General features: G+C 68.4%; 30 protein-coding genes and 1 pseudogene. 11 read left to right on the top strand and 20 right to left on the bottom strand.

The features are described from left to right. Positions 1-398: 398 nt before the first annotated feature. From glpD to ST3T6A_RS0105095, 4 genes are all read right to left on the bottom strand, one after another. Positions 399-1,865, bottom strand: a complete 1,467-nt coding sequence (gene glpD / locus ST3T6A_RS0105110; RefSeq protein WP_019831824.1) for a glycerol-3-phosphate dehydrogenase — start codon at positions 1,863-1,865, stop codon at positions 399-401. 20 nt (positions 1,866-1,885) lie between these two features. Further along, the gene (glpK, locus tag ST3T6A_RS0105105) at positions 1,886-3,373 is read right to left on the bottom strand and encodes a glycerol kinase GlpK (protein WP_019831823.1); all 1,488 of its coding nucleotides are present in this window, start codon (positions 3,371-3,373) and stop codon (positions 1,886-1,888) included. Then, complete coding sequence (locus ST3T6A_RS0105100) at positions 3,370-4,182, bottom strand: MIP/aquaporin family protein (protein WP_019831822.1); 813 nt, start codon at positions 4,180-4,182, stop codon at positions 3,370-3,372. Before ST3T6A_RS0105100 ends, glpK begins: the two co-directional genes overlap by 4 nt. Positions 4,183-4,313: 131 nt before the next feature. Beyond that, positions 4,314-4,622: a PilZ domain-containing protein gene (locus ST3T6A_RS0105095; protein ID WP_019831821.1), complete on the bottom strand. Its 309-nt coding sequence runs from the start codon at positions 4,620-4,622 to the stop codon at positions 4,314-4,316. Between the two features lie 108 nt (positions 4,623-4,730). Between ST3T6A_RS0105095 and ST3T6A_RS0105090 the strand changes: the two genes are divergently transcribed. Genes ST3T6A_RS0105090 through ST3T6A_RS0105080 form a run of 3 tightly spaced genes read left to right on the top strand, consistent with a single transcriptional unit; the run spans position 4,731 to position 8,209 of the window. After that, positions 4,731-6,257: a peptide ABC transporter substrate-binding protein gene (locus tag ST3T6A_RS0105090; RefSeq protein ID WP_019831820.1), complete on the top strand. Its 1,527-nt coding sequence runs from the start codon at positions 4,731-4,733 to the stop codon at positions 6,255-6,257. Further along, positions 6,254-7,732 (top strand): ABC transporter substrate-binding protein, encoded by a 1,479-nt coding sequence (locus ST3T6A_RS0105085; RefSeq protein ID WP_019831819.1) that lies wholly within the window; start codon positions 6,254-6,256, stop codon positions 7,730-7,732. Before ST3T6A_RS0105090 ends, ST3T6A_RS0105085 begins: the two co-directional genes overlap by 4 nt. A 24-nt stretch (positions 7,733-7,756) precedes the next feature. Next, complete coding sequence (locus ST3T6A_RS0105080) at positions 7,757-8,209, top strand: DUF4112 domain-containing protein (protein ID WP_019831818.1); 453 nt, start codon at positions 7,757-7,759, stop codon at positions 8,207-8,209. On the opposite strand, the gene ST3T6A_RS0105075 is transcribed toward ST3T6A_RS0105080, so the two are convergent. From ST3T6A_RS0105075 to ST3T6A_RS0105020, 12 genes are all read right to left on the bottom strand, one after another. Next, positions 8,187-8,870: a ribonuclease T2 family protein gene (locus ST3T6A_RS0105075; protein WP_019831817.1), complete on the bottom strand. Its 684-nt coding sequence runs from the start codon at positions 8,868-8,870 to the stop codon at positions 8,187-8,189. The genes ST3T6A_RS0105080 and ST3T6A_RS0105075 overlap by 23 nt on opposite strands. Positions 8,871-8,893: 23 nt before the next feature. Next, a complete protein-coding gene (locus ST3T6A_RS0105070) occupies positions 8,894-9,304 on the bottom strand; it encodes a hypothetical protein (RefSeq protein ID WP_019831816.1) in 411 nt (136 codons plus the stop codon). Positions 9,305-9,373: 69 nt separating this feature from the next. Beyond that, on the bottom strand, positions 9,374-10,219 hold the full coding sequence (gene nadC / locus ST3T6A_RS0105065; RefSeq protein ID WP_019831815.1) for a carboxylating nicotinate-nucleotide diphosphorylase: 846 nt from the start codon (positions 10,217-10,219) through the stop codon (positions 9,374-9,376). Next, complete coding sequence (nadA, locus tag ST3T6A_RS0105060) at positions 10,219-11,208, bottom strand: quinolinate synthase NadA (RefSeq protein ID WP_019831814.1); 990 nt, start codon at positions 11,206-11,208, stop codon at positions 10,219-10,221. The genes nadC and nadA overlap by 1 nt, the downstream gene beginning before the upstream one ends. A 51-nt stretch (positions 11,209-11,259) precedes the next feature. Beyond that, positions 11,260-11,955: a DUF4230 domain-containing protein gene (locus tag ST3T6A_RS0105055; RefSeq protein ID WP_019831813.1), complete on the bottom strand. Its 696-nt coding sequence runs from the start codon at positions 11,953-11,955 to the stop codon at positions 11,260-11,262. Next, complete coding sequence (locus ST3T6A_RS0105050; protein WP_019831812.1) at positions 11,955-12,818, bottom strand: MBL fold metallo-hydrolase; 864 nt, start codon at positions 12,816-12,818, stop codon at positions 11,955-11,957. Before ST3T6A_RS0105050 ends, ST3T6A_RS0105055 begins: the two co-directional genes overlap by 1 nt. 210 nt (positions 12,819-13,028) lie before the next feature. Then, on the bottom strand, positions 13,029-13,364 hold the full coding sequence (gene grxD, locus ST3T6A_RS0105045) for a Grx4 family monothiol glutaredoxin (protein ID WP_019831811.1): 336 nt from the start codon (positions 13,362-13,364) through the stop codon (positions 13,029-13,031). A gap of 5 nt (positions 13,365-13,369) precedes the next feature. Further along, positions 13,370-13,609, bottom strand: coding sequence for a BolA/IbaG family iron-sulfur metabolism protein (locus ST3T6A_RS0105040; RefSeq protein ID WP_019831810.1), 240 nt, complete (start codon positions 13,607-13,609; stop codon positions 13,370-13,372). 1 nt (position 13,610) lies between these two features. Beyond that, the gene (locus ST3T6A_RS0105035) at positions 13,611-13,934 is read right to left on the bottom strand and encodes a DUF1476 domain-containing protein (protein ID WP_019831809.1); all 324 of its coding nucleotides are present in this window, start codon (positions 13,932-13,934) and stop codon (positions 13,611-13,613) included. 120 nt (positions 13,935-14,054) lie between these two features. Beyond that, a complete protein-coding gene (locus tag ST3T6A_RS0105030; protein ID WP_019831808.1) occupies positions 14,055-14,699 on the bottom strand; it encodes a CoA transferase subunit B in 645 nt (214 codons plus the stop codon). Continuing rightward, positions 14,699-15,586, bottom strand: coding sequence for an HAD family acid phosphatase (locus ST3T6A_RS0105025; protein WP_019831807.1), 888 nt, complete (start codon positions 15,584-15,586; stop codon positions 14,699-14,701). The genes ST3T6A_RS0105030 and ST3T6A_RS0105025 overlap by 1 nt, the downstream gene beginning before the upstream one ends. Further along, entirely contained in the window at positions 15,583-16,293 is a 711-nt protein-coding gene (locus ST3T6A_RS0105020) for a CoA transferase subunit A (protein ID WP_019831806.1), read from the bottom strand. Before ST3T6A_RS0105020 ends, ST3T6A_RS0105025 begins: the two co-directional genes overlap by 4 nt. A 96-nt stretch (positions 16,294-16,389) precedes the next feature. Between ST3T6A_RS0105020 and ST3T6A_RS0105015 the strand changes: the two genes are divergently transcribed. Then, on the top strand, positions 16,390-18,042 hold the full coding sequence (locus ST3T6A_RS0105015; RefSeq protein WP_019831805.1) for a thiamine pyrophosphate-binding protein: 1,653 nt from the start codon (positions 16,390-16,392) through the stop codon (positions 18,040-18,042). Between the two features lie 84 nt (positions 18,043-18,126). Next, complete coding sequence (locus ST3T6A_RS0105010; RefSeq protein ID WP_019831804.1) at positions 18,127-18,456, top strand: hypothetical protein; 330 nt, start codon at positions 18,127-18,129, stop codon at positions 18,454-18,456. A 77-nt stretch (positions 18,457-18,533) separates the two neighbouring features. On the opposite strand, the gene ST3T6A_RS0105005 is transcribed toward ST3T6A_RS0105010, so the two are convergent. Together ST3T6A_RS0105005 and thiS are read right to left on the bottom strand one after the other, a co-directional pair. After that, positions 18,534-18,725 (bottom strand): CsbD family protein, encoded by a 192-nt coding sequence (locus tag ST3T6A_RS0105005; RefSeq protein ID WP_019831803.1) that lies wholly within the window; start codon positions 18,723-18,725, stop codon positions 18,534-18,536. 74 nt (positions 18,726-18,799) lie between these two features. Next, positions 18,800-19,804 (bottom strand): sulfur carrier protein ThiS, encoded by a 1,005-nt coding sequence (gene thiS, locus ST3T6A_RS19355; protein WP_019831802.1) that lies wholly within the window; start codon positions 19,802-19,804, stop codon positions 18,800-18,802. An 87-nt stretch (positions 19,805-19,891) separates the two neighbouring features. On the opposite strand from thiS, the gene aroQ reads away from it, so the two are divergent. The 6 genes from aroQ to aat all read left to right on the top strand — a co-directional run bounded on the left by aroQ (position 19,892) and on the right by aat (position 24,000). Continuing rightward, positions 19,892-20,326 (top strand): type II 3-dehydroquinate dehydratase, encoded by a 435-nt coding sequence (gene aroQ / locus ST3T6A_RS0104995; RefSeq protein WP_019831801.1) that lies wholly within the window; start codon positions 19,892-19,894, stop codon positions 20,324-20,326. Between the two features lie 70 nt (positions 20,327-20,396). Then, positions 20,397-20,897 carry an acetyl-CoA carboxylase biotin carboxyl carrier protein gene (accB, locus tag ST3T6A_RS0104990; RefSeq protein ID WP_019831800.1) on the top strand — a complete coding sequence of 167 codons (501 nt, stop codon included), beginning with the start codon at positions 20,397-20,399 and terminating at the stop codon, positions 20,895-20,897. A gap of 6 nt (positions 20,898-20,903) precedes the next feature. Next, positions 20,904-22,253 (top strand): acetyl-CoA carboxylase biotin carboxylase subunit, encoded by a 1,350-nt coding sequence (gene accC, locus ST3T6A_RS0104985; protein ID WP_019831799.1) that lies wholly within the window; start codon positions 20,904-20,906, stop codon positions 22,251-22,253. 20 nt (positions 22,254-22,273) lie between these two features. Beyond that, a complete protein-coding gene (locus ST3T6A_RS0104980; RefSeq protein WP_157602436.1) occupies positions 22,274-22,765 on the top strand; it encodes a hypothetical protein in 492 nt (163 codons plus the stop codon). Continuing rightward, a complete protein-coding gene (arsC, locus tag ST3T6A_RS0104975; protein WP_019831797.1) occupies positions 22,762-23,100 on the top strand; it encodes an arsenate reductase (glutaredoxin) in 339 nt (112 codons plus the stop codon). The genes ST3T6A_RS0104980 and arsC overlap by 4 nt, the downstream gene beginning before the upstream one ends. Before the next feature lie 126 nt (positions 23,101-23,226). Further along, entirely contained in the window at positions 23,227-24,000 is a 774-nt protein-coding gene (gene aat / locus ST3T6A_RS0104970) for a leucyl/phenylalanyl-tRNA--protein transferase (RefSeq protein ID WP_019831796.1), read from the top strand. A 35-nt stretch (positions 24,001-24,035) separates the two neighbouring features. Here the strand turns inward: aat and ST3T6A_RS21925 are convergent. Then, positions 24,036-24,203 (bottom strand): annotated as a pseudogene (locus ST3T6A_RS21925) (DUF2155 domain-containing protein); the annotation flags it as partial. Positions 24,204-24,502: 299 nt separating this feature from the next. After that, the gene (mlaD, locus tag ST3T6A_RS0104960) at positions 24,503-25,021 is read right to left on the bottom strand and encodes an outer membrane lipid asymmetry maintenance protein MlaD (protein WP_019831795.1); all 519 of its coding nucleotides are present in this window, start codon (positions 25,019-25,021) and stop codon (positions 24,503-24,505) included. Positions 25,022-25,024 lie beyond the last annotated feature (3 nt).

Below are 25,024 nucleotides of genomic sequence, written 5' to 3'. Positions count from 1 at the left end.
ATCATCAGAGCCCGTGGCCCTTCCGGCTCCCGCGGGTGCCCGAAATGCCGCTCCGGAGCCCCTCCCCGGCCCTGCTTCCGACCAAATCGGATGCATTTTCCCATTCCATGCAAAATCATGCATTTGGGCCTGCATCATGGGAGGATTGCGAGCGTTCCCCGGCGCGGCACGACGCAAAAGAACCCAATTTGAACCTGTCCCGTTGCATCCCGGAAAAAGCTGGCAGAACATCCTCGTATCGATCGACTTGGTCGAGCGATATCGCCGCGGACGATCCGCAGGCGCATCCCGGACGGGAACAGTTCTGTATCGCGTATCGTCGTGTACGTTGCTTTGCGTATCCGTGTGAATACATGGCCGGCGCTCGGCCGATGCCTTGTTTATGGACGGCGGAACGGTCAGCCCCGGCTTGAGAGATAATCCGCAACCCGGCGGCGCGTCTCTTCATCGACATGCAGGCCGATCTTGGTACGGCGCCACAACACATCTTCCGCCGTGCGCGCCCATTCCCGCTCCACGAGATAATCGACCTCGCGCGTCGAGAGCCCGCCTCCCAGATCGGTGATCGCGGTGGCGTCGCCCAGCACGCGCTCGATCCGCGTGCCATAGGCGTGGGCCATGCGCTCGGCGGTCAGCGCATCGAGGAATGGCCAGCGCCGCCGCACGCCTGCGAGGAAAGCGTCGAAGTCTCCGTTCGGCAGGTCGCCGCCCGGCAGCGGCTCGTCCGCCGTCCACGCCGGCCCCATATGCGGCAGGAAGGGCTTGAGCTTGTCGAGCGCATGTTCGGCGAGGCGGCGATAGGTGGTGATCTTGCCCCCGAAGGCGGAGAGCACCTGCGGCCCCTCCTCCACCCCCAGCGTCAGCACATAGTCGCGCGTGACGGCCGAGGCATCCTCCGCGCCGTCGTCGAACAGCGGGCGGACGCCGGAATAGCTGCCCACCATGTCGCCCGGCCCGATCGGCTTTGCGAAATAGCGGTTCACGGCGCGGCAGAGATAGTCGATCTCGTCCGGATCGATCGTGGGCGCGGAAGGATCGCCCTCATAGGGCTTGTCGGTGGTGCCGATCAGCGTGAAGTCGCGCTCATAGGGGATGGCGAAGACGATCCGCTTGTCGTCGTTCTGGAAGATATAGGCGTGCTCGCCCTCGTAGAGCCTGCGGACGAGGATATGGCTGCCCTTCACCAGCCGGGGCGGACGCTCGGCATGGGCGCCGGCCAGCTCGTGCAGCACCTGCCCCACCCACGGCCCCGCCGTATTGACGATCGCGCGGGCGGCGACGGTCGTATTGTCGTCGAGCGTGGCGATCCAGCGGTCGCCCTCGCGGCGCGCGCCGGCGAAGCCCGTGCGGGTGCGGATGGTCGCCCCGCGCTCGGCGGCGGCCACCACGTTCAGCGCCACGAGGCGGGCATCGTCCACCCATGCGTCCGAATAGACGAAGCCCTTCTCCACGCCCGCCAGCCCCGCGCCCCAATGCGTGCCTTCGAGGCTCACGCCCTCGGACTTGGGCAGGCGCGTGCGGCCGCCGATATGGTCGTAGAGGAAGAGGCCGGTGCGGATCATCCACGCCGGGCGCATGTCCTCCGCCAGCGGCATGACGAAGCGCATCGGCTTGATGAGATGCGGCGCCAGCCCCAGCAGCACCTCGCGCTCCGCCAGCGCCTCGCGGACGAGGCGGAACTCGTAATATTCGAGATAGCGCAGGCCGCCATGGATCAGCTTGGTGCTGGACGAAGAGGTGTGCGCCGCGAGATCGTCCCGCTCGACGAGGAGGACGCTGAGCCCCCGCCCCACGGCGTCGCGCGCGATGCCGGCGCCGTTCACGCCACCACCGATAATGAGCAGGTCGACTTCGCTGGGGCTCATGCGCGGCACTCCTTCGTCGGTCAGTCCTTCGCGATATGGGATCGGCTGCGCGCCAGCGCATCGGCCCAGCCGGCTTTCAGGCCCTCGCGTTCGCCCGCGCCCATCCGCGGCTTGAACAGACGGTCGCGCTGCCACGCGGCGGCGACATCCTCAGGCCCCTTCCACACACCGACCGCAAGGCCGGCGAGGAAGGCCGCGCCCGCCGCCGTCGTCTCGATGTTGGCGGGGCGTTCGACATCGGCGTCCAGCATGTCGGCGAGGAACTGGCAGAACCAGTCGTTCGCCGCCATGCCGCCGTCCACGCGGATGGTGCGCGCGCTGGCGGCGCCGTCGCTCACCATCGCGTCGACCAGATCGGAGGTCTGGTAGGCCACCGACTCCAGCGCGGCGCGGGCGAGATGCGCGCCGGTCGCGTCGAGGGTGAGGCCGGTGATCGTGCCACGCGCGTCCGGGTCCCAGTGCGGCGCACCGAGGCCGACGAAGGCGGGCACCATGTAGACCCCGTTATTGCCGTCGAGCCTGGTGGCGAGGTCGTTGGTGTCCGACGCGCGGTTGATGAGGCCGAGCCCGTCGCGCAGCCACTTCACCGCCGCCCCCGCGACGAAGATCGAGCCCTCCAGCGCATAGGTCGTCCGCCCGCCCAGCCGATAGGCGATGGTGGTCAGCATCCCGTTCTTCGAGGTGACGGCCTCCTCGCCCGTGTTGAGCAGCAGGAAGCAGCCGGTGCCGTAGGTGGACTTGGCATCCCCCGGCCGGAAGCAGGCTTGGCCGACGACCGCCGCCTGCTGGTCCCCCGCCATGCCGCCGATGGGCACGGAGCGTCCGAGCAGGCCCTTCTCGGTCTCGCCGAAGATGGTGCTGTTGTCCTTCACCTCGGGCAGCAGCGCGACGGGGATGTTCAGCATCCGCAGCAGTTCGTCGTCCCACTGGTTACGGTGGATGTCGTAGAGCAAGGTCCGCGAGGCGTTGCTGGCGTCCGTCGCATGGACCTTGCCGCCGGTCAGCCGCCACAGCAGGAAGCTGTCGATGGTGCCAAACGCCAGCTCGCCCTTCTCGGCGCGGGCACGGGCGCCCTCCACATGGTCGAGCATCCAGGCGAGCTTGGTGCCCGAGAAATAGGGATCGAGCAGCAGCCCGGTCTTGGCCCGCACCATCGGCTCGCAGCCGTCCGCCTTCAACTGCGCGCAGAGCTTCGCCGTGCGCCGGTCCTGCCAGACGATCGCCTTGTGGACGGCCTCGCCGGTCTTGCGATCCCACAGCACCACGGTCTCGCGCTGGTTGGTGATGCCGATCGCCGCGGCCTCGCCGCCGCAGTCCGCCGCGTCCTTCAGCGTGTCGGCTGTGTCGCGCCAGATATCCTCGGGATCATGCTCCACCCAGCCGGGAGCGGGATAATATTGCCGGAACTCGCGGCGCGCCGTCCTGCGCGGCAGGCCGTCCGCGCCGAACGCCATGCTGCGCGTGGAGGTCGTCCCCTGATCGATGCTGAGGATGATCGTATCGGTCATGCAGCGGGCTCCACGGGGGTCTTCAGGGTGCGGGGCAGGAAGGGCCGGATGAGCAGATGATGCGCGCCGCCGCCCACCACGCCGCCGATCAGCGGCGCCACGATCGGCACCCACCAATAGCCGTCCTTGCCGGGGAAGGCGGAAGAGTCCCAGCCGGCGAGCCACGCAAACAGGCGCGGCCCGAAATCGCGCGCCGGATTGAGCGCCCAGGCCTCCAGATAACCCGCCGACGCGCCGATCACAGCGACGATCAGCCCGATCACGATCGCGCCGAAATTCGCCTGCGGGGCCATGGTGTTATACTCGTCCGTCACCGCGAAGATGCCGAACATCAGGAAGCCGGTGAGGATGATCTCGTCCCAGAAGGCCTTGATCGGCGTCACGGCGACGCCCGGCGCCGTGAAGAACACGCCCGCCGCGCCGCCACCGGCCCGCGTGAGCCCCTGCGTCGCGTTGAAATGGTCGATCACCGATCCGTAGAGCGCATAGACGATCACCGCGCCGAGGAACGCGCCGACGATCTGCGCCAGCCAGTAAGGCACCACCTTGCGCCACGGGAAGCCGCGATAGACGGCGAGCGCCAGCGTGACGGCCGGGTTGGCGTGCGTCCCCGACACCGCGCCCGTCACGTAGATCGCGATCGAGACGGCCATGCCCCAGGTGATGCAGACGCCCCAATAGGCCATCTTGTAGGGGCTCGGATCGTACAGGATGTACATGCCGGCCACCGAGCAGCCGAAGCTGATGATGATGAGGATCGCAACGGCTTCGGAGATCAGTTCGCCCAGAAATGCACGCCATTCCGACATCGGGCCTGCTCTCCCCTCCTGCGGGTCATCGGCTCGCCCGGAAGCGGCCCTTTGCCCATCCATGAGGCCGAAGCCGGGCCGGCTTCAAGCGCAAAGCTGTGACAATCGTTTCGGAAGACGCGCCGGGGCGCTCAAACCTCGCTGAGTTGCGCGACCAGATCGGGATGCAGCTTGCCCGCGAACTCGCAGCCCGCCGCTTCGCCGTCATGCCAGACGACCCGCGCCATGAAGGGACCGTGGCCGCCGATTTTGAGCCAGATCACGCTGTCCGCCGCCAGCGGCCGGTCGATCAGGATTCGGCAGCCCGAAGGCGAGAGATTGGTGACGGTGGCCGGGAGATTCTTCTCGCCCGCCGCATCGACCTCGCCGCTTCGACGAGCCGAGCGTCGCGGATCGCGGCGATGATCGGTGGCCCCACCCAACTGGATTTCCGCTTCCATAGACCCGTCTTCCCCCGGAACGTGACGCAGCGGATTTAGAGGATGTCGGTAAAGCATTGGTCAATCCCCGGCCTTTCCCCCGGCGCGCGACCGTGGCACGCCCTTCCCGTGTCCCGCGTCCTGCCTCTCCTCCTCGCCTCGCTGCTGCTGTCGCCCGGCTGCGCACGGACCAGCGGCGAGCGGCCGCCCGCCGACACGCTCGTCCGCCTTGCCGACGACGAGCCCAAGGGCCTCGACCCGCAGGCCGTGTCGGACCTCGCCTCGATCCGCGTCGCGGAGGATCAGTATGAGGGGCTGACCCGCTACAATGCCGATGGCCAGCCCGAGCCTGGCCTCGCCAGCGGCTGGAGCGTCTCGGCGGATGGGCTGACATGGCGCTTCCACCTGCGCGACGGCCTGCGCTTCTCGGACGGGGCACCGATCAGCGCCGCCCTCTTCCCGAAGCTGCTGGCCCGGCTCCGCGCGCCGGCCACCGCCTCGCCGGTGAAGCCCCTGTTCGAGGCGATCGCCGCCATCGACGCGCCCGCCCCGAACGAGGTGGCCGTCCGCCTGCGCCATCCCTATCCGGCGCTGCCCGAGTTGCTCGCCCAGCCGGGGATGGCGGCGCTGCCGCTCCATCGCGCGCATTGGGCGAGCGAGCGGCCGCTCGTCACCTCCGGCCCCTATCGCCTGCTCGACTGGACGCTGGGCGACCATATCCTGCTGGGCGCCAACCCGCGCTGGCATGACGGCGCCCCGCCGGTCGCCCGCGTCGAATGGCGCCCCACCACCGATCCGCTGACCGCGATGCGGACCCTGCTCTCGGGCGCAGCCGACACCACCAGCGATTTCCCCGCGAGCCGCCTCGGCTGGCTGCGCGCCCATGCGCCGAAGCTGCTGCATGTCGCGCCCTATCGCGGGGCCTATTATCTCGTCTTCAACATCCGCAAGCCGCCCTTCGACGACAAGCGCATCCGCGTCGCCCTCAATCTCGCAACCGACCGACGCTGGATCGCCGGCCCGCTGCTCGGCGTGGGGACGCCGCCCGCATGGGGCGTGGTGCCGCCCGGCATCGGCGGCCTCGCCGCCTACAGGCCCGTCTGGGCGGACTGGACGCCTGCGCGGCGGATGGTGGCGGCGCGGCTTCTGCTGAGCGAGGCCGGCTATGGCCCGAAGCATCCGCTCGTCTTCGACATCCGCTTCAACAGCGACATCGATCACCGCCGCATCGCCATCGCGCTCGCCGCGATGTGGAAGCCGCTCGGCATCGAGGCCCGGCTGTTCAACAGCGAGGCGTCGCTCCATTTCGCCAGCCTGCGCCGGGGCGATTTCCAGCTCGCCCGCTCGGGCTGGATCGGCGACCTCTCCGCGCCCGAGAATTTCCTCGACGTCTGGCGCTCGGACGCGGGCGCGATCAACTATGCGGGCTATGCCAGCCGCTCGTTCGACGCCGCGCTCGACGCCGCCAACACCCTCGCCGAGCCGAGAGCCCGCGCGCAGGCCATGCGCCGCGCCGAAGCCATCGCCGCCAGCGACGCGCCAATGCTGCCCATCTACTTCTATGTCAGCCGCAACCTCGTCTCGCCCCGCGTGATCGGATGGCACGACAATCTTGCAGCCATCCACCCGAGCCGTACGCTGCGAATCGCGCCATGATCGCCCGACGCACCCTCCTCGCCGCCCCGTTGCTGGCGCTTATCCTGCTCGGCGGATGCCATCGTCATCGCTATGCCGGCCCCATCGAGGTCAGCGTCGTCGGGCCTGCGCTCGGTTCAGCGCGTCCCGGATTCGATCGCGGCCCGGTCGAGGCGCCCGCTGCCACGCTGATCGAGGCGACCGGCCAGGGCCTCGTCCGCTTCGACGCGAGCGGCCAGATCGTGCCGGGCGTGGCGGCCCGCTGGATCGTCACGGACAATGGCCGCAGCCTCATCTTCCGCCTGCCCGATCTGCCCGCCCCCGGCACGCACCCGATCGACGCCGCCGATGTCGCCCGCCGCATCCGCGCCGCCATCGCGCCCGGCAGCCGCAATCCGCTGAAGCCCATGCTCGGCGCGATCGACGAGGTGGATGCGGTGACGCCGCAGGTGATCGACGTCGAGCTGAAGGCGCCGCGCCCCAATCTGCTCCAGATCTTCGCGCAACCGGGGCTGGCGATGGGCGGCCAGCATCGCGGCCCCTTCGCGCTCGCCAGCCTGCGCGACGGCGTGGCCGTGCTCGCCCCCCTGCCCGATCCCGATGCCGCCCCGGAGGCCGGGCATCTGCGCCGCGCGCCCGTCGTCCATCTGCGCGGCGAGCGGGCGGCAACGGCGGTGGCGCGCTTCGCGGCGGGGCAGTCGGACCTGATGCTGGGCGGGACGTTCGACGACCTGCCGCTGGCGCATGTGACGTCGCTGCCGCGCGACACGCTGCACTTCGATCCGGTGAAGGGGCTGTTCGGGCTGGCCTTCAGCGACAATGGCAGCGACCTGATCGTCGACAGCGACAATCGGCGGGCGCTGGCGATGGTGGTGGACCGCGATCGCATCGCGCGCCTGATGGGTGCGCCGGGATGGAACCCGTCCCCCGCCATCGTCGCGCCCGGAACGCCCGAGATCGCCGGGCCGGTCATGCCCCCCTGGGCGTCCCGTCCCCTCGCGGATCGGCGCGCCGATGCGGCCCGGATCATCACCAACTGGCAGGCCGGCGGCGGCAAGCTGGCCCCGCTCCGGGTCGCGCTGCCGGCCGGCCCCGGCGGGCGGATGCTGTTCGCCTCGATCGCGGCGGACTGGCGGGCGATCGGCGTGCAGGCGATCCGCGTCGGGCCGGAGGAACCCGCGGACCTGCGCCTCGTCGACGAGGTCGCGCCCGCCGACATCGCCAGCTTCTATCTGCGTTCCTTCGCGTGCGAGCGGCAGGTGCCGTGCACGCCGGTGTCGGAGAAGGTGCTGCTGGCCGCCCGCTCCGCCCCGACGCTCGACGAGCGCTCCGTGCTGCTGACGCAGGCCGATGCGCTCATCACGCAGACCGTGCCGTTCATCGCCTTCGGCCCGCCGATCCGCTGGTCGCTGGTGGCGCAGCGGCTCGATCTCTACCACGATTCACCGCGCGCCTTTCATCCGCTGAATGAACTTCGCTCCCCTCCCAAGCGCTGACCCCTTCGAGAGGAGAACAGCCCGATGCCGATCGGCGACCATTTCGACCGCATGACCGACCGCGTGCCCGGCCTCGGCCGCGATCCGGCCTCCGTCCGCCGCCGGATCGAACATGCCGAGCGCCTGCTGGAGGGGCTGTTCGTGGTGCCGGTGCTGAACCGGCCGATGGGGCTGGACGTGATCCTCGACGTGGTGCCCGGCATCGGCCCGATCACCGCGGCCACGCTCGGCGGGTGGATCGTGTGGGAGGCGCGCAACCTCGGCATGTCGAAATGGCAGATGGCGCGGATGGCGGGCAATGTCGGCATCGACCTGCTGCTCGGCGCCATTCCGTGGATCGGAGCGATCCCGGATTTCTTCTTCCGGTCCAACACGATGAACCTGAAGATGATCAAGCGCCACCTCGATCGCCACCACCCGGAGCTGGCGACGATCGAGGGCGACGCGAAGCGGATCAGGCGGGCGCCTGGACCTTGACCGGATCGGCCGGCGCCGCCCCGCCCTGACCCGCCGGGCAGCTCCGCGGGCGCTTGTCGAGGCCGAGGCAGAGCCACACCTCCTCCAGCCAGCCGCGCCTGTTGACGTTGAGGCGCATCATATCGGGCTTCATGCCCGGATTGGCCGCCGCGAAGGCCGCCTGGAAATCGCCCGCCGTCAGCCCGCGCCGATGCGCCAGCGTCTGCATGTCGGGCAAGCGGATCGCGCGATAGATGCGCCCCTCCTCGCCGAAATAGCGGACGGGATCGTCTGTCATGCAGCTCCCATGCTTCGCCCACTCATGCTGGAGGAGCTGCGGCGACGGCGTGGCGGCGATGCCGGCGCGGATCTGCGCATCGGTGAGGATCTCCACCGGGCGGCAATATTCCGGCCAGCGATTGGGGCCGTCCCCGTCCGGCCAGAGGCCGTGGAGCGTGAAGCCGCGCCGCACCTTCGGGTCCGCGCACTCGTTCGCCGGCCCGCGCTGGCCGCGCTTCGCATAGCAATGCTCGGGCTGCCAGATCAGCGACAGCGTATAGCCGGTGGTCGGCACGTTGCGGACGGGCTGGTCCGCCGTGGGCAACTCGGCATGGGGGCGCGGGAGTTCGGCCGCCGACAGGGGAGCGGCGGCGAGCACCGCGCCAAGCAACAGGAAACGCATCGATCAGTCCTTCCGATGGAGCCTCAGCGCCGGAACCAGAGCCGGGCATCCGGCCGGAACATCAACCACACGCAGACGCCCTGAATGATGACATGGCACAAGGAGAGCAATCGCGGCCCGAGCGGCAGCACAACCACCGAGTGGCCGATCCCCCGCAGCAATCCCGCGACGCCCAGCACGAAAAGGATCACGAAAATCCACTTCGCCACCTCGCTGCCCTTGTGCGCGATGAAGAAGAGCAGGCAGAGGTTGATCGCCAGCCCGATGACGATGCCGAAGCCCGCCACCCACGGCAGCATGGCCACGGCCTGAGGCGGCGCGCCGGCCGGCAGCAGGTCCGCGCCGTGCCCGAAGGTCCAGACGGATGCCGCGAGGCTGAGCACGATGCCGAGAATATAGAGACGCTCGAACTGCACGATCGACTGCGGACGCATACGCCCTCCCCTGTTGGGGAGCGAGCTTAGCGGCCCGTTTCGGCCATGCAACGGGGATCGCCCCCAGCCTCAGGCGATGGCGAGGTCCAGCCCGATGTCCGCCGCCGGAGCGGACTGGGTGAGCCGGCCGACCGAGATATAGGTCACGCCCGTCTGCGCAATCTCGCGGATCGTCTCCAGATGGACGCCGCCGGACGCCTCGGTCGGCACGCGCCCGCCGACCAGCGTCACGGCGCCGCGCAGGATCGAGGGCCGCATATTGTCGAGCAGCAGATGGGTGGCGCCAGCCGCCAGCGCGTCCTCGATCTGGTCGACGCGGTCGACCTCGACGATGATGCTGGCGATGCCCGCCTCCCGCGCGCGCCTCGCGGCCTCGCCGACGCCGCCCGCCACCGCGACATGATTGTCCTTGATCATCGCCGCATCCCACAGGCCCATGCGGTGATTGGTCGCGCCGCCCATGCGGGTGGCGTATTTCTCCAGACGGCGCAGGCCGGGAATGGTCTTGCGCGTATCGAGCAACGTCGCGCCGGTGCCCGCGATCGCATCGACATAGGCGCGCGTCAGCGTGGCGATGCCGGTCAGGTGCTGGACCGTGTTGAGCGCGGAGCGCTCGGCGGTGAGCATCGCGCGCGCCTTGCCCTCCATGCGCATCAGCGTCGTGCCCTTCGCCACCCGCGCGCCGTCCTCGACCAGCATCTCGATGGACACGTCGGGATCGAGATGGCGGAAGAAGGCCGCCGCGATCGGCAGGCCCGCCACCGTCACGTCGTCCCGGCTCACCAGCGCACCGTGGAAGCGCGCCCCAACCGGGATGACGGCGGCGGACGTGATGTCGCCCGCCTCACCGAGATCCTCGGCCAGCGTCGAGCGGAGGAAGGCGTCGAGATCGAAGCCGTCGAGCGAGAAGGCCATCAGCCGCGCGGCCCCATGTCGCCCTTGCCGACGGTCGCGCCCGCCATCTCCAGCATCCGGTCGAGCGGACGCTTGGCGGCGATGCGGGTCTCCTCGTCGATCTCGATGCGCGGCTCCATGTCGCGGAGCGCGAGGTAGAGCTTCTCCATCGTGTTGAGCGCCATGTAGGGGCACATGTTGCAGTTGCAGTTCCCGTCCGCGCCCGGCGCGCCGATGAACAGCTTGTGCGGGGCCGCCTTCTGCATCTGGTGGATGATGTGCGGCTCGGTCGCGACGATGATCGTCTCCGCCGGGGACTTCAGCGCGAACTCCAGGATCGCGCGGGTCGAGCCCACTTCGTCGGCATGATCGAGGATAAAGGCCGGGCATTCCGGGTGCGCGGCGATCGGCGCGTCCGGATATTGCGCCTTGAGCTTCAGAAGCTCCGTCTCCGAGAAGGCCTCGTGGACGATGCAGGCGCCCGGCCACAGCAGCATGTCGCGGCCGGTCTTGCGGTTGAAGTAAGCGCCGAGGTTCTTGTCCGGCGCGAAGATGATCTTCTGGTCCATCGGCAGTTGGGCGAGGATCTTCTCGGCCGAGGACGAGGTGACGATGATGTCCGAGTGCGCCTTCACCGCCGCCGAGCAGTTGATGTAGGTGATGGCGATGTGATCCGGATGCGCCGCGCGGAACTTCGCGAACTCCTCCGGCGGGCAGCTATCCTCCAGCGAGCAGCCGGCCGCCATGTCGGGCAGGATCACGGTCTTCTGGGGCGAGAGGATCTTCGCCACCTCCGCCATGAAGCGCACGCCGCAGAAGGCGATCACGTCCGCATCGGTCGCCGCCGCCTTGGCCGAGAGATCGAGGCTGTCGCCCACGAAGTCGGCGATGTCCTGGATGTCGGGCGTCTGGTAATAATGGCCGAGGATGACGGCGTTGCGCTCCTTGCGCAGCCGGTTGATCTCAGCCTTCAGATCGAGGCCCTTGAGGCTCTGGACGGGGGCATTCATGGCAACGGCACTCCTTATGCGGTGCCCAGATAGGCGCGTGCGTGCGGCTTGTCAGCGGGAAAGGCCCAGCACCTCGGCAACGGATCGCGAATGATCCATGGGCACGAAGGATGACGGCTTCGGGAAATCCGGTTCGTCGGCGAAGCGGACGCGGACGTGGGGATCGAGCCCCGCGGCCTTGAGCGGCAGCGCGAAGCTCTGCTCCACCGCGCGGCGGGCGGCATCGCGGGCGATGTTCATGGGCACCGGCTCGCGCGCCTGACGCAGCAGCTCGGCTTGCGCGGCCTTGCGGTTGGCGCCGTCCAGAGCTTCTCCGCTATCGGTGAAGTGGAGCAGCAGGCCGCCGCCGTCATAGGCGCGCATCCGCGCCGGATCGACGTCCGGCCCCTCCAGCATCAGCGGGGGCAGCACGACGTCGAGAGTGTGGGCATCCTTGTGCCAGACGAGATCGCCCGTCTTCAGCCGCCCGAAATCGACCTCGTAGCGCACTCGCCCTGGCATGATGAGCGTGCGTTGCGCCGAAAGCCCGAAGCGCTGCTGGGTCGACGTCACCACCGCCACATAATTGGCGACGAGCGCGGTCAGCCGGTTCTCGGCCTTCAAGCCTTCGAGGCTGGCGGACGCGATCGTCTCGGGATCGGGCGACCAGACGCGATGCGCGAGCCGCGCCCCGAACAGCGCCAGCCCGCCCGCGATCAGCGCGAACGCAAGAAGGACGCCCAGCAGACCCTTGAGCAACGGACGCATCAGGCGGCGAGCATCCAGATATCGTCGGCCACCGACACCTGCCCCCGCGCGTCGAGATCGATCAGATGGGCGAGCACGCTCAGTCCCGCCGCCTTGGTCAGGCGCGGATCGAGGCCGACATACATGGTCGCCACCATCTCATCGACCGACTGCGCCTTCTCGCCCAGCAGGCGCAATATCTGCCCCTCGCGCTGCTTGCGGTGGCCCAGCATCGAGCGGACCAGCCGTTGCGGGCGCGTCACCGGGTCGCCATGGGCGGGGAAATAAATCTCGTCCTCGCGGCCCATCAGCTTGTCGAGGCTGGCGACATAGGCGCCCATCTGGCCGTCGGGCGGGATCACCACGCTGGTCGACCAGCCCATGACATGATCGCCGCTGAACAGCGCCCGCGCTTGCGGTAGCGCGAAGCAGAGATGGTTGGAGGTATGCCCCGGCGTCGCGATCGCCTCCAGCGTCCAGCCGGGGCCGGACACGACATCCCCCTCCACCATCACGCGATCGGGCGCATAGCTATGGTCGAAGCCTGCTTCGAGGCCGGAGCCGTCGCGTGCCATGATCGGCGCGCAGCCCATGACGGGCGCGCCGGTCGCCTCCGCGAGCGGGCGCGCGGCGGGGCTGTGGTCGCGATGGGTGTGGGTGCAGAGGATGGCGACGATGCGCTCACCGGCGGTCGCCGCGAGGATCGCGTCCACATGCTCGGGCAGGTCGGGACCGGGATCGATCACGGCGACTTCGCCATGGCCGACGATATGCGTCTGCGTGCCGGTATAGGTGAAGGGCGAGGGATTATGCGCCAGCACCCGCCGGACCAGCGGATGGACAGCCTCGACCACGAGCGGCGACGGATGAGCGGACTCTGTCACGACATCACCCCTCCGGCGGCCTCAACTGTCGAAATCTTTGACACCCGGATGCGGAGAAGGAAGGAGCTTAACCATCCTGTCCCGCCGTGGAGCTGGCTTTGCGGGGTCTGGCACGGCGCCTGCATCGCTTCGTCCGTTCCACGTTTCCCGCGAACACTGGCGGGCCGGCGCGCTCCCACGCCACGGCCCGCCACCCCGCGGGACGCCGCCTCAGGCGGCCTTCTTCGAGACGCCGGCCTTTTCGAGCAGGTCCGCCAGCTCGCCGCTCTCGTACATCTCCATCATGATGTCCGAGCCGCCGATGAACTCGCCCTTCACATAGAGCTGCGGAATGGTCGGCCAATCCGAGAACTGCTTGATGCCCTGGCGGATGCCCTGATCCTGGAGCACGTCGACCGAGCCATATTCCACGCCGAGATGATCGAGGATCGCCACCGCCCGGCTGGAGAAACCGCACTGCGGGAAGAGCGGCGAGCCCTTCATGAACAGCAGCACGTCATGGGCCTTCACCACGTCCGCGATCCGCGCCTGCACGTCGTCCGTCATCGTCTTTACTCCTGAGAAGGCGCCGAGGTGATGAGCTGGAGCGCGTGCAGCACGCCCCCCATGCGGCCACCGAGCGCCTCATATACGCGTTGATGCTGGCGGACACGGGGAACGCCACGGAAGCTCTCGCTCACGACGCGAGCGGCATAATGATCGCCATCGCCGGCCAGATCGGTGATCTCCACCTCGGCATCGGGAATGCCGGTGCGGATGAGCGCCACGATCTCGTCTGCTGCCATCGGCATGTCAGATCGAGTCCAGCAACTGGCGGCGGGCTTCCACCATCTTCTCGTCCATCGCGGTGCGGATCGCCGCATCGTCGATGTCGATATTGGCGGACACGAGATCGCCGTAGAGCTTGCGCACAACGTCCTCGTCGCCGGCTTCCTCGAACTCGGCCTGCACGATCGCCTTGGCATAGGCGTCCGATTCCTCGGGCGTCAGGCCCATCAGGTTCGCGGCCCATTCGCCCAGCAGGCGGTTGCGTCGCGCGGTGACGCGAAACGCCATTTCCTGCTCGCGAGCGAACTTGCTCTCAAAGGCGCGCTCGCGCTCGTCGAAGGTGGTCATCTGTGGTGTTCCGTCCCCAACCATTGTGGCGGACGAGATAGGGAACCGACCGGTCACACGCAACTGCCCGGCCGAAGATCGGGGCGACTGTCGGAAAATCTGACAGCCGCCCGAGAGCCCTCAGGCGAGCGCCACCTCATAGGAAGCGGTGGTCTTCGCCGCGATATCCTCGGCCGTGACGCCGGGGGCCAGCTCGACCAGCCGGAAGGGGCTGGAATGGTCCGCGCGGCTGAAGACGCAGAGATCGGTGATGATCATGTCGACGACATTCTTGCCGGTGAGCGGCAGGGTGCAGGCCGGGATGAACTTCGGATCGCCGGACTTGGAGGTATGCTCCATCACGACGATGATCTTCTTCACGCCGGCGACGAGGTCCATCGCGCCGCCCATGCCCTTCACCATCTTGCCGGGGATCATCCAGTTGGCGATGTCGCCTTCCTGCGACACCTCCATCGCGCCCAGCACGGTGAGATCGATATGCCCACCCCGGATCATCGCGAAGCTGTCGGCCGATCCGAAATAGCTCGACGAGGGCAATTCCGAGATGGTCTGCTTGCCGGCGTTGATGAGGTCGGCGTCCTCCTCCCCTTCGTAGGGGAACGGCCCGATGCCGAGCATCCCGTTCTCGGACTGGAGCGTCACCTCGACGCCCGCCGGGATGTGGTTCGCCACCAGCGTCGGGATGCCGATGCCGAGATTGACGTAGAAACCGTCCTTCAGCTCGCGGGCGGCGCGGGCGGCCATCTCGTCGCGGGTCCAGGGCATCAGCGGGGCTCCTTGGCTGTGGTCGCCGGATCGCTCCAGCGTTTGTCGGCGGGGAAGATATCGTCGGCACCGCCCTGAAGCGCGGAGCCGTAGACAGGGTTGGGCAGCACGAACCAGCCGCGCCCCCAGAGCGAGGACGGGCCGGGCAGCGCCGTCAGCGCGCGACGCGCCGGAACGCTCAGCGCATCGTTGAAGAGATCGGAGAAGTCGCCGAGTTGGTCGCCGCCCATCGCGATCACGCAATATTTGTCGGCAATCCACCAGCGGCGGACATCCTTCAGTCCACCGGTATTGTCATCGCCTTGGAGATAAAGCGTTTGCTTATGAACGGCCGGTCCCAGCCCCGCATCGTTGATCGCCTGCTCGGTGGGCGCTGCGTTGAAGGCGTTGCGGTTGGTGTTGAAGATCACCGTCACGCCCATGCGGCGGATCGCGTCGAGCGCCTCCTTCGCGCCGGGCGTCGGGGTGACGTCATGGACACCGGTCTTCTCCCAGCGCGCCCAGCGATCGTCGAAGTCGCGGTTCGGCTTGCCGGTCAGCTCGTCATATTCGAAGCCCTGATTGAGCAGCACCGTCTCGTCGACGTCGAACACGGCGGCCGGCGGCTTGCCCGCGCAGGGGACGAACTTCGGGTTCTCCAGCGTCGCGCCCTCGTCGAGGACGACCGAGCGCCGGTCCTTCCCCTGCATCGCCTCGCCGACATAGAAAGTCAGCGCCTGCCACGCCTGACGGCTGACGGCGGCGGATTCGCCCGAACCGTAGAGATACTGCATCCCCGCCAGCCCCGGCTTGGCGAGCGGGGGTTCCGGCGGATAGGCCGTCTTGACCGCGCCGCCCGCGCAACCGCCGAGCAGCAGCGCCGAACCCAGCAGAAGCGCAGTCTTCACGCGGCCTCGCGCGGACGCGTGGTGCGGAACTCGATCATCTTCTCGTAGGGCGCGCCGAGGATCAGGCGCTTCACATAGATGCCGGGCAGGTGGATGGCGTCGGGATCGAAGGTGCCGACGGGGACGATCTCCTCCACCTCGGCGACGCAGATCCTGCCCGAGGTCGCGGCCGGCGCGTTGAAGTTGCGCGCGGTCTTGCGGAAGATCAGGTTGCCCGCCTCGTCCGCCTTCCAGCCCTTGATGATCGAGAGGTCGGCGCGGATGCCGCGTTCGAGGATATAGTCCTCGCCGTCGAACTGCTTCACTTCCTTGCCCTCGGCCACCAGCGTGCCGACGCCCGTCTTGGTGTAGAAGCCGGGGATGCCAGCACCGCCCGCGCGCAGCCGTTCGGCCAGCGTGCCCTGCGGCGTGAACTCCACCTCCAGCTCGCCGGCGAGAAACTGGCGCTCGAACTCCTTGTTCTCGCCCACATAGGAGGAGATCATCTTGCGGACCTGCTTGGTGCGCAGCAGCTTGCCGATGCCCTGCCCGTCGATGCCGGCATTGTTCGAGACGAAGGTGAGGTTCCTGGTGCCCGCGTCGCGGATCGCATCGAGCAGGCGCTCGGGCAGGCCGCAGAGGCCGAATCCGCCGGACGCGATGGTCATGCCGTCGAACAGCAGGCCCTCCAGCGCCGAAGCCGCATCCGCGTAGATCTTGCTCGCCATGCCGTCCTTCTCCTGAACTGTCGCCGGCCCGACTATCAGCCTCGGAGACCAAGCGGAAGCTGGCATCGCGCGTGCGTTGGGCTTAAGCGGTCGTGCATGACCAGCAATCGCACCGGTGGCCGCATTCTCGTCGACCAACTCGTCGCGCAGGGGTGCGATCGCATCTTCTGCGTTCCCGGAGAATCCTATCTGGCGGTGCTCGACGCGCTGCACGATTCGCCGGGGATCGACCTTGTGGTGTGCCGTCAGGAAGGCGGCGCGGCGTACATGGCCGAGGCGGACGGCAAGCTCACCGGCAAGCCCGGCGTCTGCTTCGTGACGCGCGGACCGGGGGCGACCAACGCCACGGTCGGCGTCCACACCGCCATGCAGGATTCGACCCCGATGATCCTCTTCATCGGCGACGTCGCCCGCGAGGCGAAGGATCGCGAGGGCTTTCAGGAGGTCGATTTCCCCGCGATGTTCGCACCGCTCGCCAAGTGGGCGGCGAAGATCGACGATGCGCGCCGCATCCCCGAATATGTCGCGCGTGCCTATGCGGTGGCGATGTCGGGCCGCCCCGGCCCGGTGGTGCTGGCGCTGCCGGAGGACATGCTGATCGACGAGGTCGAGGCGATCGACCGGCCCAGCGTGGCGCGTCCGGTCCAGCCGCCTTGTTGCGAGGCGCTGGGCACGCTGGTCCAGCTCCTCAAGGATGCCGCCGCCCCGCTCGCCATCGTCGGCGGCGCGGACTGGGACGATCGCGCGGCGCATTATTTCGCGCAGTTCGCGGAAGGGATCGGCCTGCCCGTCGCCACCGCCTTCCGCCGGCAGGATGCGATCCTGTCCGGCTCGCCCGTCTATGCCGGCAATCTCGGCTATGGCCCCAACCCCAGGCTGATCGAGCGGGTGAAGGCGGCGGACCTGCTGCTCGTCGTCGGCCCGCGCCTCGGCGAGGCGACCACCGACGGCTACACGCTCATCACGCCCGATCACCCGGACCAGATCCTCGTCCATGTCCACCCGGACCCGAACGAGCTTCAGTCGGTCTACCGCACCGACCTGCCGATCTGCGCCGACATGCCCGAGTTCGCCGAGACGATGGCGGATTGGGAACATGACATCCTGTCCTTCAAGGACGGCGCCGAGGCCCATGCCGAGTGGCTGGAGTGGAATACGCCCAAGCCCCGCGAGGATGTAGCGCTCGATCTCGGCCCCTGCGTGGGCGTGATGCGCGAGGCGATGCCGGCGGACACGATCATCTGCAACGGCGCCGGCAATTATTCGGGCTGGTGGCACCGCTACTGGCGCTACGGCAAGCGCGGCACCCAGCTCGCGCCCACCAACGGCTCCATGGGCTATGGCATCCCGGCGGGCGTCGCCGCGGCGCTCCGCAGGCCGGAGCAGCGCGTGGTGGCGCTGGCGGGCGACGGCTGCTTCCTGATGAACGGGCAGGAGCTGGCCACCGCCGTGGCGCAGGGCGCGCGCCTGCTGGTGATCGTGGTCGACAACGGCAATTACGGCACCATCCGGATGCATCAGGAGCGCGAATATCCCGGCCGCGTCTCCGGCACGCGCCTCGCCAACCCGGATTTCGCGGCCCTCGCCCGCGCCTATGGCGGCTGGGCGGAGACGGTGGACCGGACGGAGGACTTCGCCCCCGCCCTCGCCCGCGCGCTCGAACAGCCGGGCCTTGCGCTGCTCCATCTGCGTACCGACATCGAGCAGATCACCCCGGCCGCGACGCTGAGCGGGATGAACAGGCGATAACAGACGCATTCCACCGTCATTCAGGACGAATCGCCTAAATCCTCTCTTGCGGTCGCGGATCGCGGAACAGGACGGAGATTTTCGATGCGGAGTGTCATCAAGGGCATCGTCGCGGCGAGCTTGCTCGCCGGCGCCACGGTCGCCGCGGCCGCGCCCGCCGAGGCGCGCTATCATGGCGGTTATGGATATCATGGTGGTTGGCATCGTGGCGGTGTGAGCACCGGCACGGCGGTCGCCGCCGGTCTGCTGGGTCTGGGTGTCGGCGCGGCGATCGCGTCATCGGATCGCGGCCCGGCCTATTATGGCGGCTATTATGCCCCGCCGCCCCCGCCGCCGCCCGCGGTCTATGGCTACGGCTATTACGCCCCGCCGCCGCCTCCCCCGCCGCCCGCCTACGGCTATTACGGCTGGTAAGCGCGGAACAGGGTCCACAAGAAAAGGGCGCCGTCACCATCGTGGCGGCGCCCTTTCCTGTATCGGCGAAGCGCGATTCAGAGCTTGTCGATCGCGTCCTTCACCTTGCCCTTGGCGTTGCCGACCGCCTGCTGGATATGGCCGCGCGCCTCCTGACCGGCGCCCTCGGCCTCCAGCTTCGGGTCGTCGCCTTCGCGACCGACCGCCTGCTTGGCCTTGCCGGTCAGCTCGTTGGCGACGCCTTTGATCTTGTCGGTGAACTCACCCATGCGATCTCTCCTCGAAACGCGGCCATTATCAACCGCTTCGAGGGAAAGAACGGGCGGACGGAGGCCGAGGTTCCTCAGATCAGCCCGGCGAGCGGGCTCGACGGATCGGCATAGCGGCGGATGCCCATGCGCCCGGCGCGATAGGAGAGGCGGCCGCCCTCCACCGCCGCCTTCATCGCGGCGGCCATCAGGATCGGGTCTTTCGCCTCGGCGATGGCGGTGTTCATCAGCACGCCGTCGCAGCCCAGCTCCATCGCGATCGCGGCGTCCGACGCCGTGCCGACGCCGGCATCGACGATCACCGGCACCTTCGCACCCTCGACGATCAGGCGGATGGTCACGCGGTTCTGGATGCCGAGGCCCGAGCCGATCGGCGCGCCCAAAGGCATGATCGCGACCGCGCCCGCATCCTCCAGCCTCTTCGCGGCGATGGGATCGTCGACGCAATAGACCATCGGCTTGAAGCCCTCCTTGGCCAGCACCTCGGTCGCCCGCAGCGTCTCCACCATGTCGGGATAGAGGGTACGCGCCTCGCCCAGCACTTCGAGCTTCACCAGATCCCAGCCGCCCGCCTCGCGCGCCAGACGCAGCGTGCGGATCGCCTCCTCGGCGTTGAAGCAGCCCGCCGTGTTCGGCAGATAGGTGATGCGCTTGGGATCGATATAGTCGGTCAGCATCGGCGCCTTGGGATCGCTGACGTTCACGCGGCGCACCGCGACGGTGACGATCTCCGCGCCAGACGCTTCCAGCGCGGCGGCGTTCTGCTCGAAATCCTTATATTTGCCGGTGCCCACGATCAGGCGCGAGCGGAAGGTCCGGCCCGCCACCGTCCAGCTATCGTCCATCACCGGCGTGGCATGATCGCCACCACCGACGAAGTGGACGATCTCCAGCTCGTCGCCATCCTCGACCTTCACCGAGGCGAGCGTCGAGCGCGGCACCACTTCCAGATTGCGCTCCACGGCGACCTTGGCGGGCTCCAGCCCCAGCTCGGACGCGAGTTCGGCGAGCGTCAGCCCGTCGCGGATGCGGCGATGCTCGCCATTGACGCGGATGGAGATGGTGCCGTCAGAGTGCATGAGTGTTGTTTTCCACGCAGAGCGGTTAGGGAATGTCCCGCGCATATAGGGACCGCGCCCACCGCGCCGCAACCGAAAGGGAGACAGATGGCCGATACCGTGTTCGTGCTGAACGGCCCCAATCTCAACATGCTGGGCCTGCGCGAGCCGGAGATCTACGGCTCCGACACGCTGGACGACATCTCCAACATGCTCGACGACCGCGCCCGTGAGCTGGGTCTGGAGGTGGATATCCGCCAGTCCAACCATGAAGGCCATCTGATCGACTGGATTCAGGAGGCCAACGCGGTCGGCGCGAAGGCGGTGCTGTTGAACGCGGGCGGCTTCACCCATACCTCCGTCGCCATCCATGATGCGATCAAGGCGGTGAAGGTGCCTGTCATCGAGGTGCATCTCTCCAACCCGCACACCCGCGAGGACTTCCGCCACACGAGCTTTATCGGACGAGCCGCAAAGGGGACGGTGGCAGGTTTTGGCGCATTGTCGTATCTCCTCGCGCTGGACGCGGCCGCCAAGCTCTGACAGGGAGCGGCCGTAGGAACAGAACAAAACACATCTCAAAATATTCGCAGAACAAGAAAGGGTCGATTTCATGGCCGATACTCCCGAGGGCGCGAACGGCGCCGCGATGCAGGTCGACGCCGGGCTGGTCCGCCAGCTCGCCGAGCTGCTCGACGCCACCCGCCTGACCGAGATCGAGGTGCAGGACGGCGATCGCCGCATCCGCGTCGCGCGCACCGTGTCGATGGCCGCCGCCCCGGCGGTCGCGATGGCGCCTGCCGCTGCGGTCGCCGCCGCGCCGGCGCCCGCTGCCGTTCCGGTGGCGGCCGCTCCCGCCGCCGCGCCGGCCGGTGACCATCCGGGCACCGTCAAGTCGCCGATGGTGGGCACCGCCTATCTCGCCGCCGAGCCGGGCGCCGCGCCGTTCATCGCCGCCGGCAAGCAGGTTTCCGCGGGCGAGACGCTCCTCATCGTCGAGGCGATGAAGGTGATGAACCCGATCGTCGCGCCCAAGGGCGGCAAGGTCGTGCAGGTGCTGGTCGAGAACGGCCAGCCGGTCGAGTTCGACCAGCCGCTCGTCATCGTCGAGTAAGCCCCCGTGGCCATCCAGAAAGTCCTGATCGCGAACCGCGGCGAGATCGCGCTCCGCATCCACCGCGCCTGCCATGAGATGGGCATCGAGACGGTGGCCGTGCACTCGACCGCCGATGCGGACGCGATGCATGTCCGCCTCGCGGATCATGCCGTCTGCATCGGGCCGCCCCCGGCGGGCGAGAGCTATCTCAACATCCCGAACATCATCGCGGCGGCCGAGATCTCGGGCGCGGACGCGATCCATCCGGGCTATGGCTTCCTCTCGGAGAACGCGCAGTTCGCCGAGATCGTGGAAGCGCACGACCTGATCTTCATCGGGCCGAAGCCCGAGCATATCCGCATCATGGGCGACAAGATCGAGGCGAAGACCACCGCCGCGAAGCTCGGCCTGCCGCTGGTGCCGGGTTCGCCCGGCCCGCTGACCTCGGTCGAGGAAGCCAAGCGGATCGCGGCCGAGATCGGCTATCCCGTGCTCATCAAGGCCGCTTCCGGCGGCGGCGGGCGCGGCATGAAGGTCGTTCCGGAAGAGAGCCAGCTCGAAACGCTGATGCAGCAGGCGGGCTCCGAGGCGAAGGCGGCGTTCGGCGACGCCACCGTCTACATGGAGAAATATCTCTCCGATCCGCGCCACATCGAGTTCCAGATCTTCGGTGACGGCAACGGCAACGCGATCCATCTGGGCGAGCGCGACTGCTCGCTCCAGCGCCGCCACCAGAAGGTGCTGGAAGAAGCCCCCTCGCCCGTCATCTCGGCGGCCCAGCGGGCGGACATGGGCGGCATCGTCGCCAAGGCGATGGCCGACATGGGCTATCGCGGCGCGGGCACGATCGAGTTCCTCTACGAGGACGAGCGCTTCTACTTCATCGAGATGAACACCCGCCTTCAGGTGGAGCATCCGGTGACCGAGGCGATCACCGGCCTCGATCTCGTCCGCGAGCAGATCCGCATCGCGGAAGGGCACCCGCTGACCCTGCGTCAGGAGGATGTCGAGTTCCGTGGCCATGCGATCGAATGCCGCATCAACGCCGAGCATCCGCGCACCTTCGCCCCCTCGCCGGGTCTGGTGAAGGGCTATCACGCGCCGGGCGGCATGAACGTCCGCGTCGATAGCGGGCTCTACGCGGGCTACCGTGTGCCGCCTTACTATGACTCGATGATCGCCAAGCTGATCGTCTGGGGCCACACCCGCGAAGGCGCGCTCAAGCGTCTGCGCCGGGCGCTGGAGGAGTTCGTGATCGATGGTGTGACCACCACGATCCCGCTCCACAAGGCGCTGCTCGACGATCCCGAGTTCCAGCAGGGTGAATACACCATCAAGTGGCTGGAGCAGTGGCTCGCGAGCCAGGACGCCTGATGCGCCGGGCGGTCGCCCTGATGGCAGTATTCTGCCTCGGGGCGGCCGCCCCCGCTTCCTCGCCGGTCTCGCAGCTTTCCGGCCGCTACAGCGAGCATTTCCTGAACGGTATGGTCGACGGCAGCACCTACTGGGCGGACAATATCGTCGAGGTCGTCCCCGTCGACGCGACCCACGCTTTCGTGCAGCTCTCGCTCGAATTCTACAACGGCCACCAGTGCGGGCTCTCGGGCATCGCCACGGCCGAGGGCAAGGCGCTCGTCTATCATGAGCCGGCTGACGGGGTCGCCGAAGGCAAATGCCACCTCTCCCTGACGCACGCTGGCACCAAGCTCGGCATCGACGATGATGGCGGGAGCTGCTCCGTCTATTGCGGCGCGCGCGGCACGCTGAGCGGCATCGGCCTGCCCTGGAAGAGCAAGCGCCCCATCACCTATCTGCCGCAGCTTAAGGCCTCGCACGAATATACCGATGCGCTGGCCGCGTGGCGCAAGACGAAAGACGGACAATGAAGGCCACCATCTGGCACAATCCCCGCTGCTCCACCTCGCGCAAGACGCTGGCTATCCTTGAGGAGACGCCGGGCATCGAGGTCGAGGTGATCGAATATCTCAAGACCCCGCCGAGCCGCGAAAAGCTGCTGGATCTCTATGCCCGCGCCGGCCTCACCGTCCGCGAGGGCCTGCGCGCCAAGGAAGAGGCCGCGCGCGACATCCGCGACGCCGACGACGCGACGATCCTCGACGCGATGCTCAGCGATCCGATCCTGATCGAGCGCCCGCTGGTGGAAACCGAAAAGGGCGTCCGCCTCTGCCGCCCGCAAGAACGGGTCCGCGACATTCTGTAACGAATCGGATTCGTTTTCCGCAATCCCGCTTGCAGCCGCCGGGGCGGACGGGGATAAAGAAGGGGCCATGACGATTCAGGCTCCGAATGTCCGCCTTCGTCACCGCCTTCGGCGGCGGCGGGCCTGATGCTCGGGCGCGGGCGCAGGGCGGCGGCCGAGCCGATCGATCCCGATCTGCTGCTGCGCGCCTATTCGGTCGGGGTCTTCCCCATGGCCGACAGCCGCGATGCCGCCGACATCTTCTGGGTCGAGCCCAAGAAGCGCGGCATCCTGCCGCTCGACGGCTTCCACCTCTCCCACTCGCTGCGCAAGACGCTGCGCTCGGACCGGTTCGCGGTGACGGCGGACCTCGCCTTCGAGCGCGTCGTCGCCGCCTGCGCGCGGGCGACGGCAGATCGACCGGAAACCTGGATCAACGGCCAGATCGAGGAGGCCTATGGCCTGCTCCACCGCCACGGCCACGCCCATTCGATCGAGGTCTGGCGGCAGGGCGACGTCGGCGGCGATCTCGTCGGCGGGCTCTATGGCGTGACGCTCGGCCGCGCCTATTTCGGCGAGAGCATGTTCAGCCGGGCGACCGACGCCTCCAAGGTGGCGCTGGCGCATCTGGTCGCGCGGCTCCGGGTGGGCGGCTATCGCCTGCTCGACTGCCAGTTCATCACCGATCACCTCGCCACGCTGGGCGCGATCGAGATCGGCCGGGCGGATTATCGCGCGCTGTTGGATTCCGCGCTCGGGGCCGGCGTCGCCGCCGCGGCGGGCTCGGCCGCGCCGCCCGAATCGTCCGGCGACTTCTTCGCGATCGAGCGCGGCGCGCCGCTGCCGATCGACGAGGCCAGCACCGTGTCCGCGCCGATCTCCGGATGCTTCATCGCGCAGCTCTTGGGCCACACATCGTAGATCGGGTGCTCGACGACGTTGAGCGACGGCGATTCCTTGTAGAGCCAGCCCGAGAAGATCCGCCGCCAGCGATTGTCGCGTCCCTGCGTATCCACCTGGAGGAAGGCGCCGGTCAGCGGCTCGGCCTCCCACGGCGCGGTCGTCTCGCAGGCGCGCAGGCGGATCACCACGTCACCGACGCGCAGCGCCTCGCCGGGCTTCATCGTCAGGTCGCGCTCGACGCCGTTGCGCTTGTTGAGCAGGCCGATCACCGCCACGCGCTCCGCCATCGGCGTCTCCTCGCGGCTCAGCGCCTGATTGTCTCCGGCGGGCGCCGCCTTGCGCGCCTTGGCGGCGGGGGCCTCGTCGGCCGCCGGCGTATCGGCGCTGGTATCGCTGTCGCTGGCGTTGCCGAGCGGAAGCGCGGGCTTCTGCGATTCGGTTTCCTGGAGCGCCTCCACGCCCTGCCAGGCCGCAACCCCGCCCAGCAGCAGGACCGCGACCGCAGTGGCGAAGCGACGGGTCACGGCTGGGCCGTGGGCGCAGCCGTGTTCGGCGCGGGCGTGCTGCCCTTGGCGCCGCTGTCGCTGCCCGAGCGGTTGATGAACTGGCCCACCATGCTCATCAAATCCACCGCGCCCTGCGTGTCGAGGATCGTGTCGCCATTCTTGAGCGGCGTCGAATCGCCGCCGGGGATCATCGAGATGTAATAGGCGCCGAGGAACCCTTCGGACGTGATCGCCGCGCTGCTGTCGGCCGGCAGCTTCACATTGGGGTCGAGCGCCAGCGTGGCTTCCGCCTGATAGGTCTTGGGATCGAGATGCAGCGAGGAGACCTGGCCGATCTTGAGGCCGGCGACGCGCACGTCGGTGCCGACATTGACGCCGCTCGCGCTCGGGAACAGCGCCGTCACCTGCATGGCGTGGGACACCCGCCCGCCGCCGGTGCGTTGCCAGGACGTGTAGGCGAACCACACCGCGACGAGGACCACGAACAGACCGATCAGCGCCTCGGCGCCGTGCTCCTTCAGCAGGTTACGCATGGC

Origin of the sequence: Sphingomonas sp. PR090111-T3T-6A, assembly GCF_000383095.1 — a bacterium.
GTDB lineage: Bacteria > Pseudomonadota > Alphaproteobacteria > Sphingomonadales > Sphingomonadaceae > Solisphingomonas.
The sequence above is the reverse complement of the archived record's forward strand: the minus strand, read 5'-3'. Positions and strand labels throughout refer to the sequence as shown.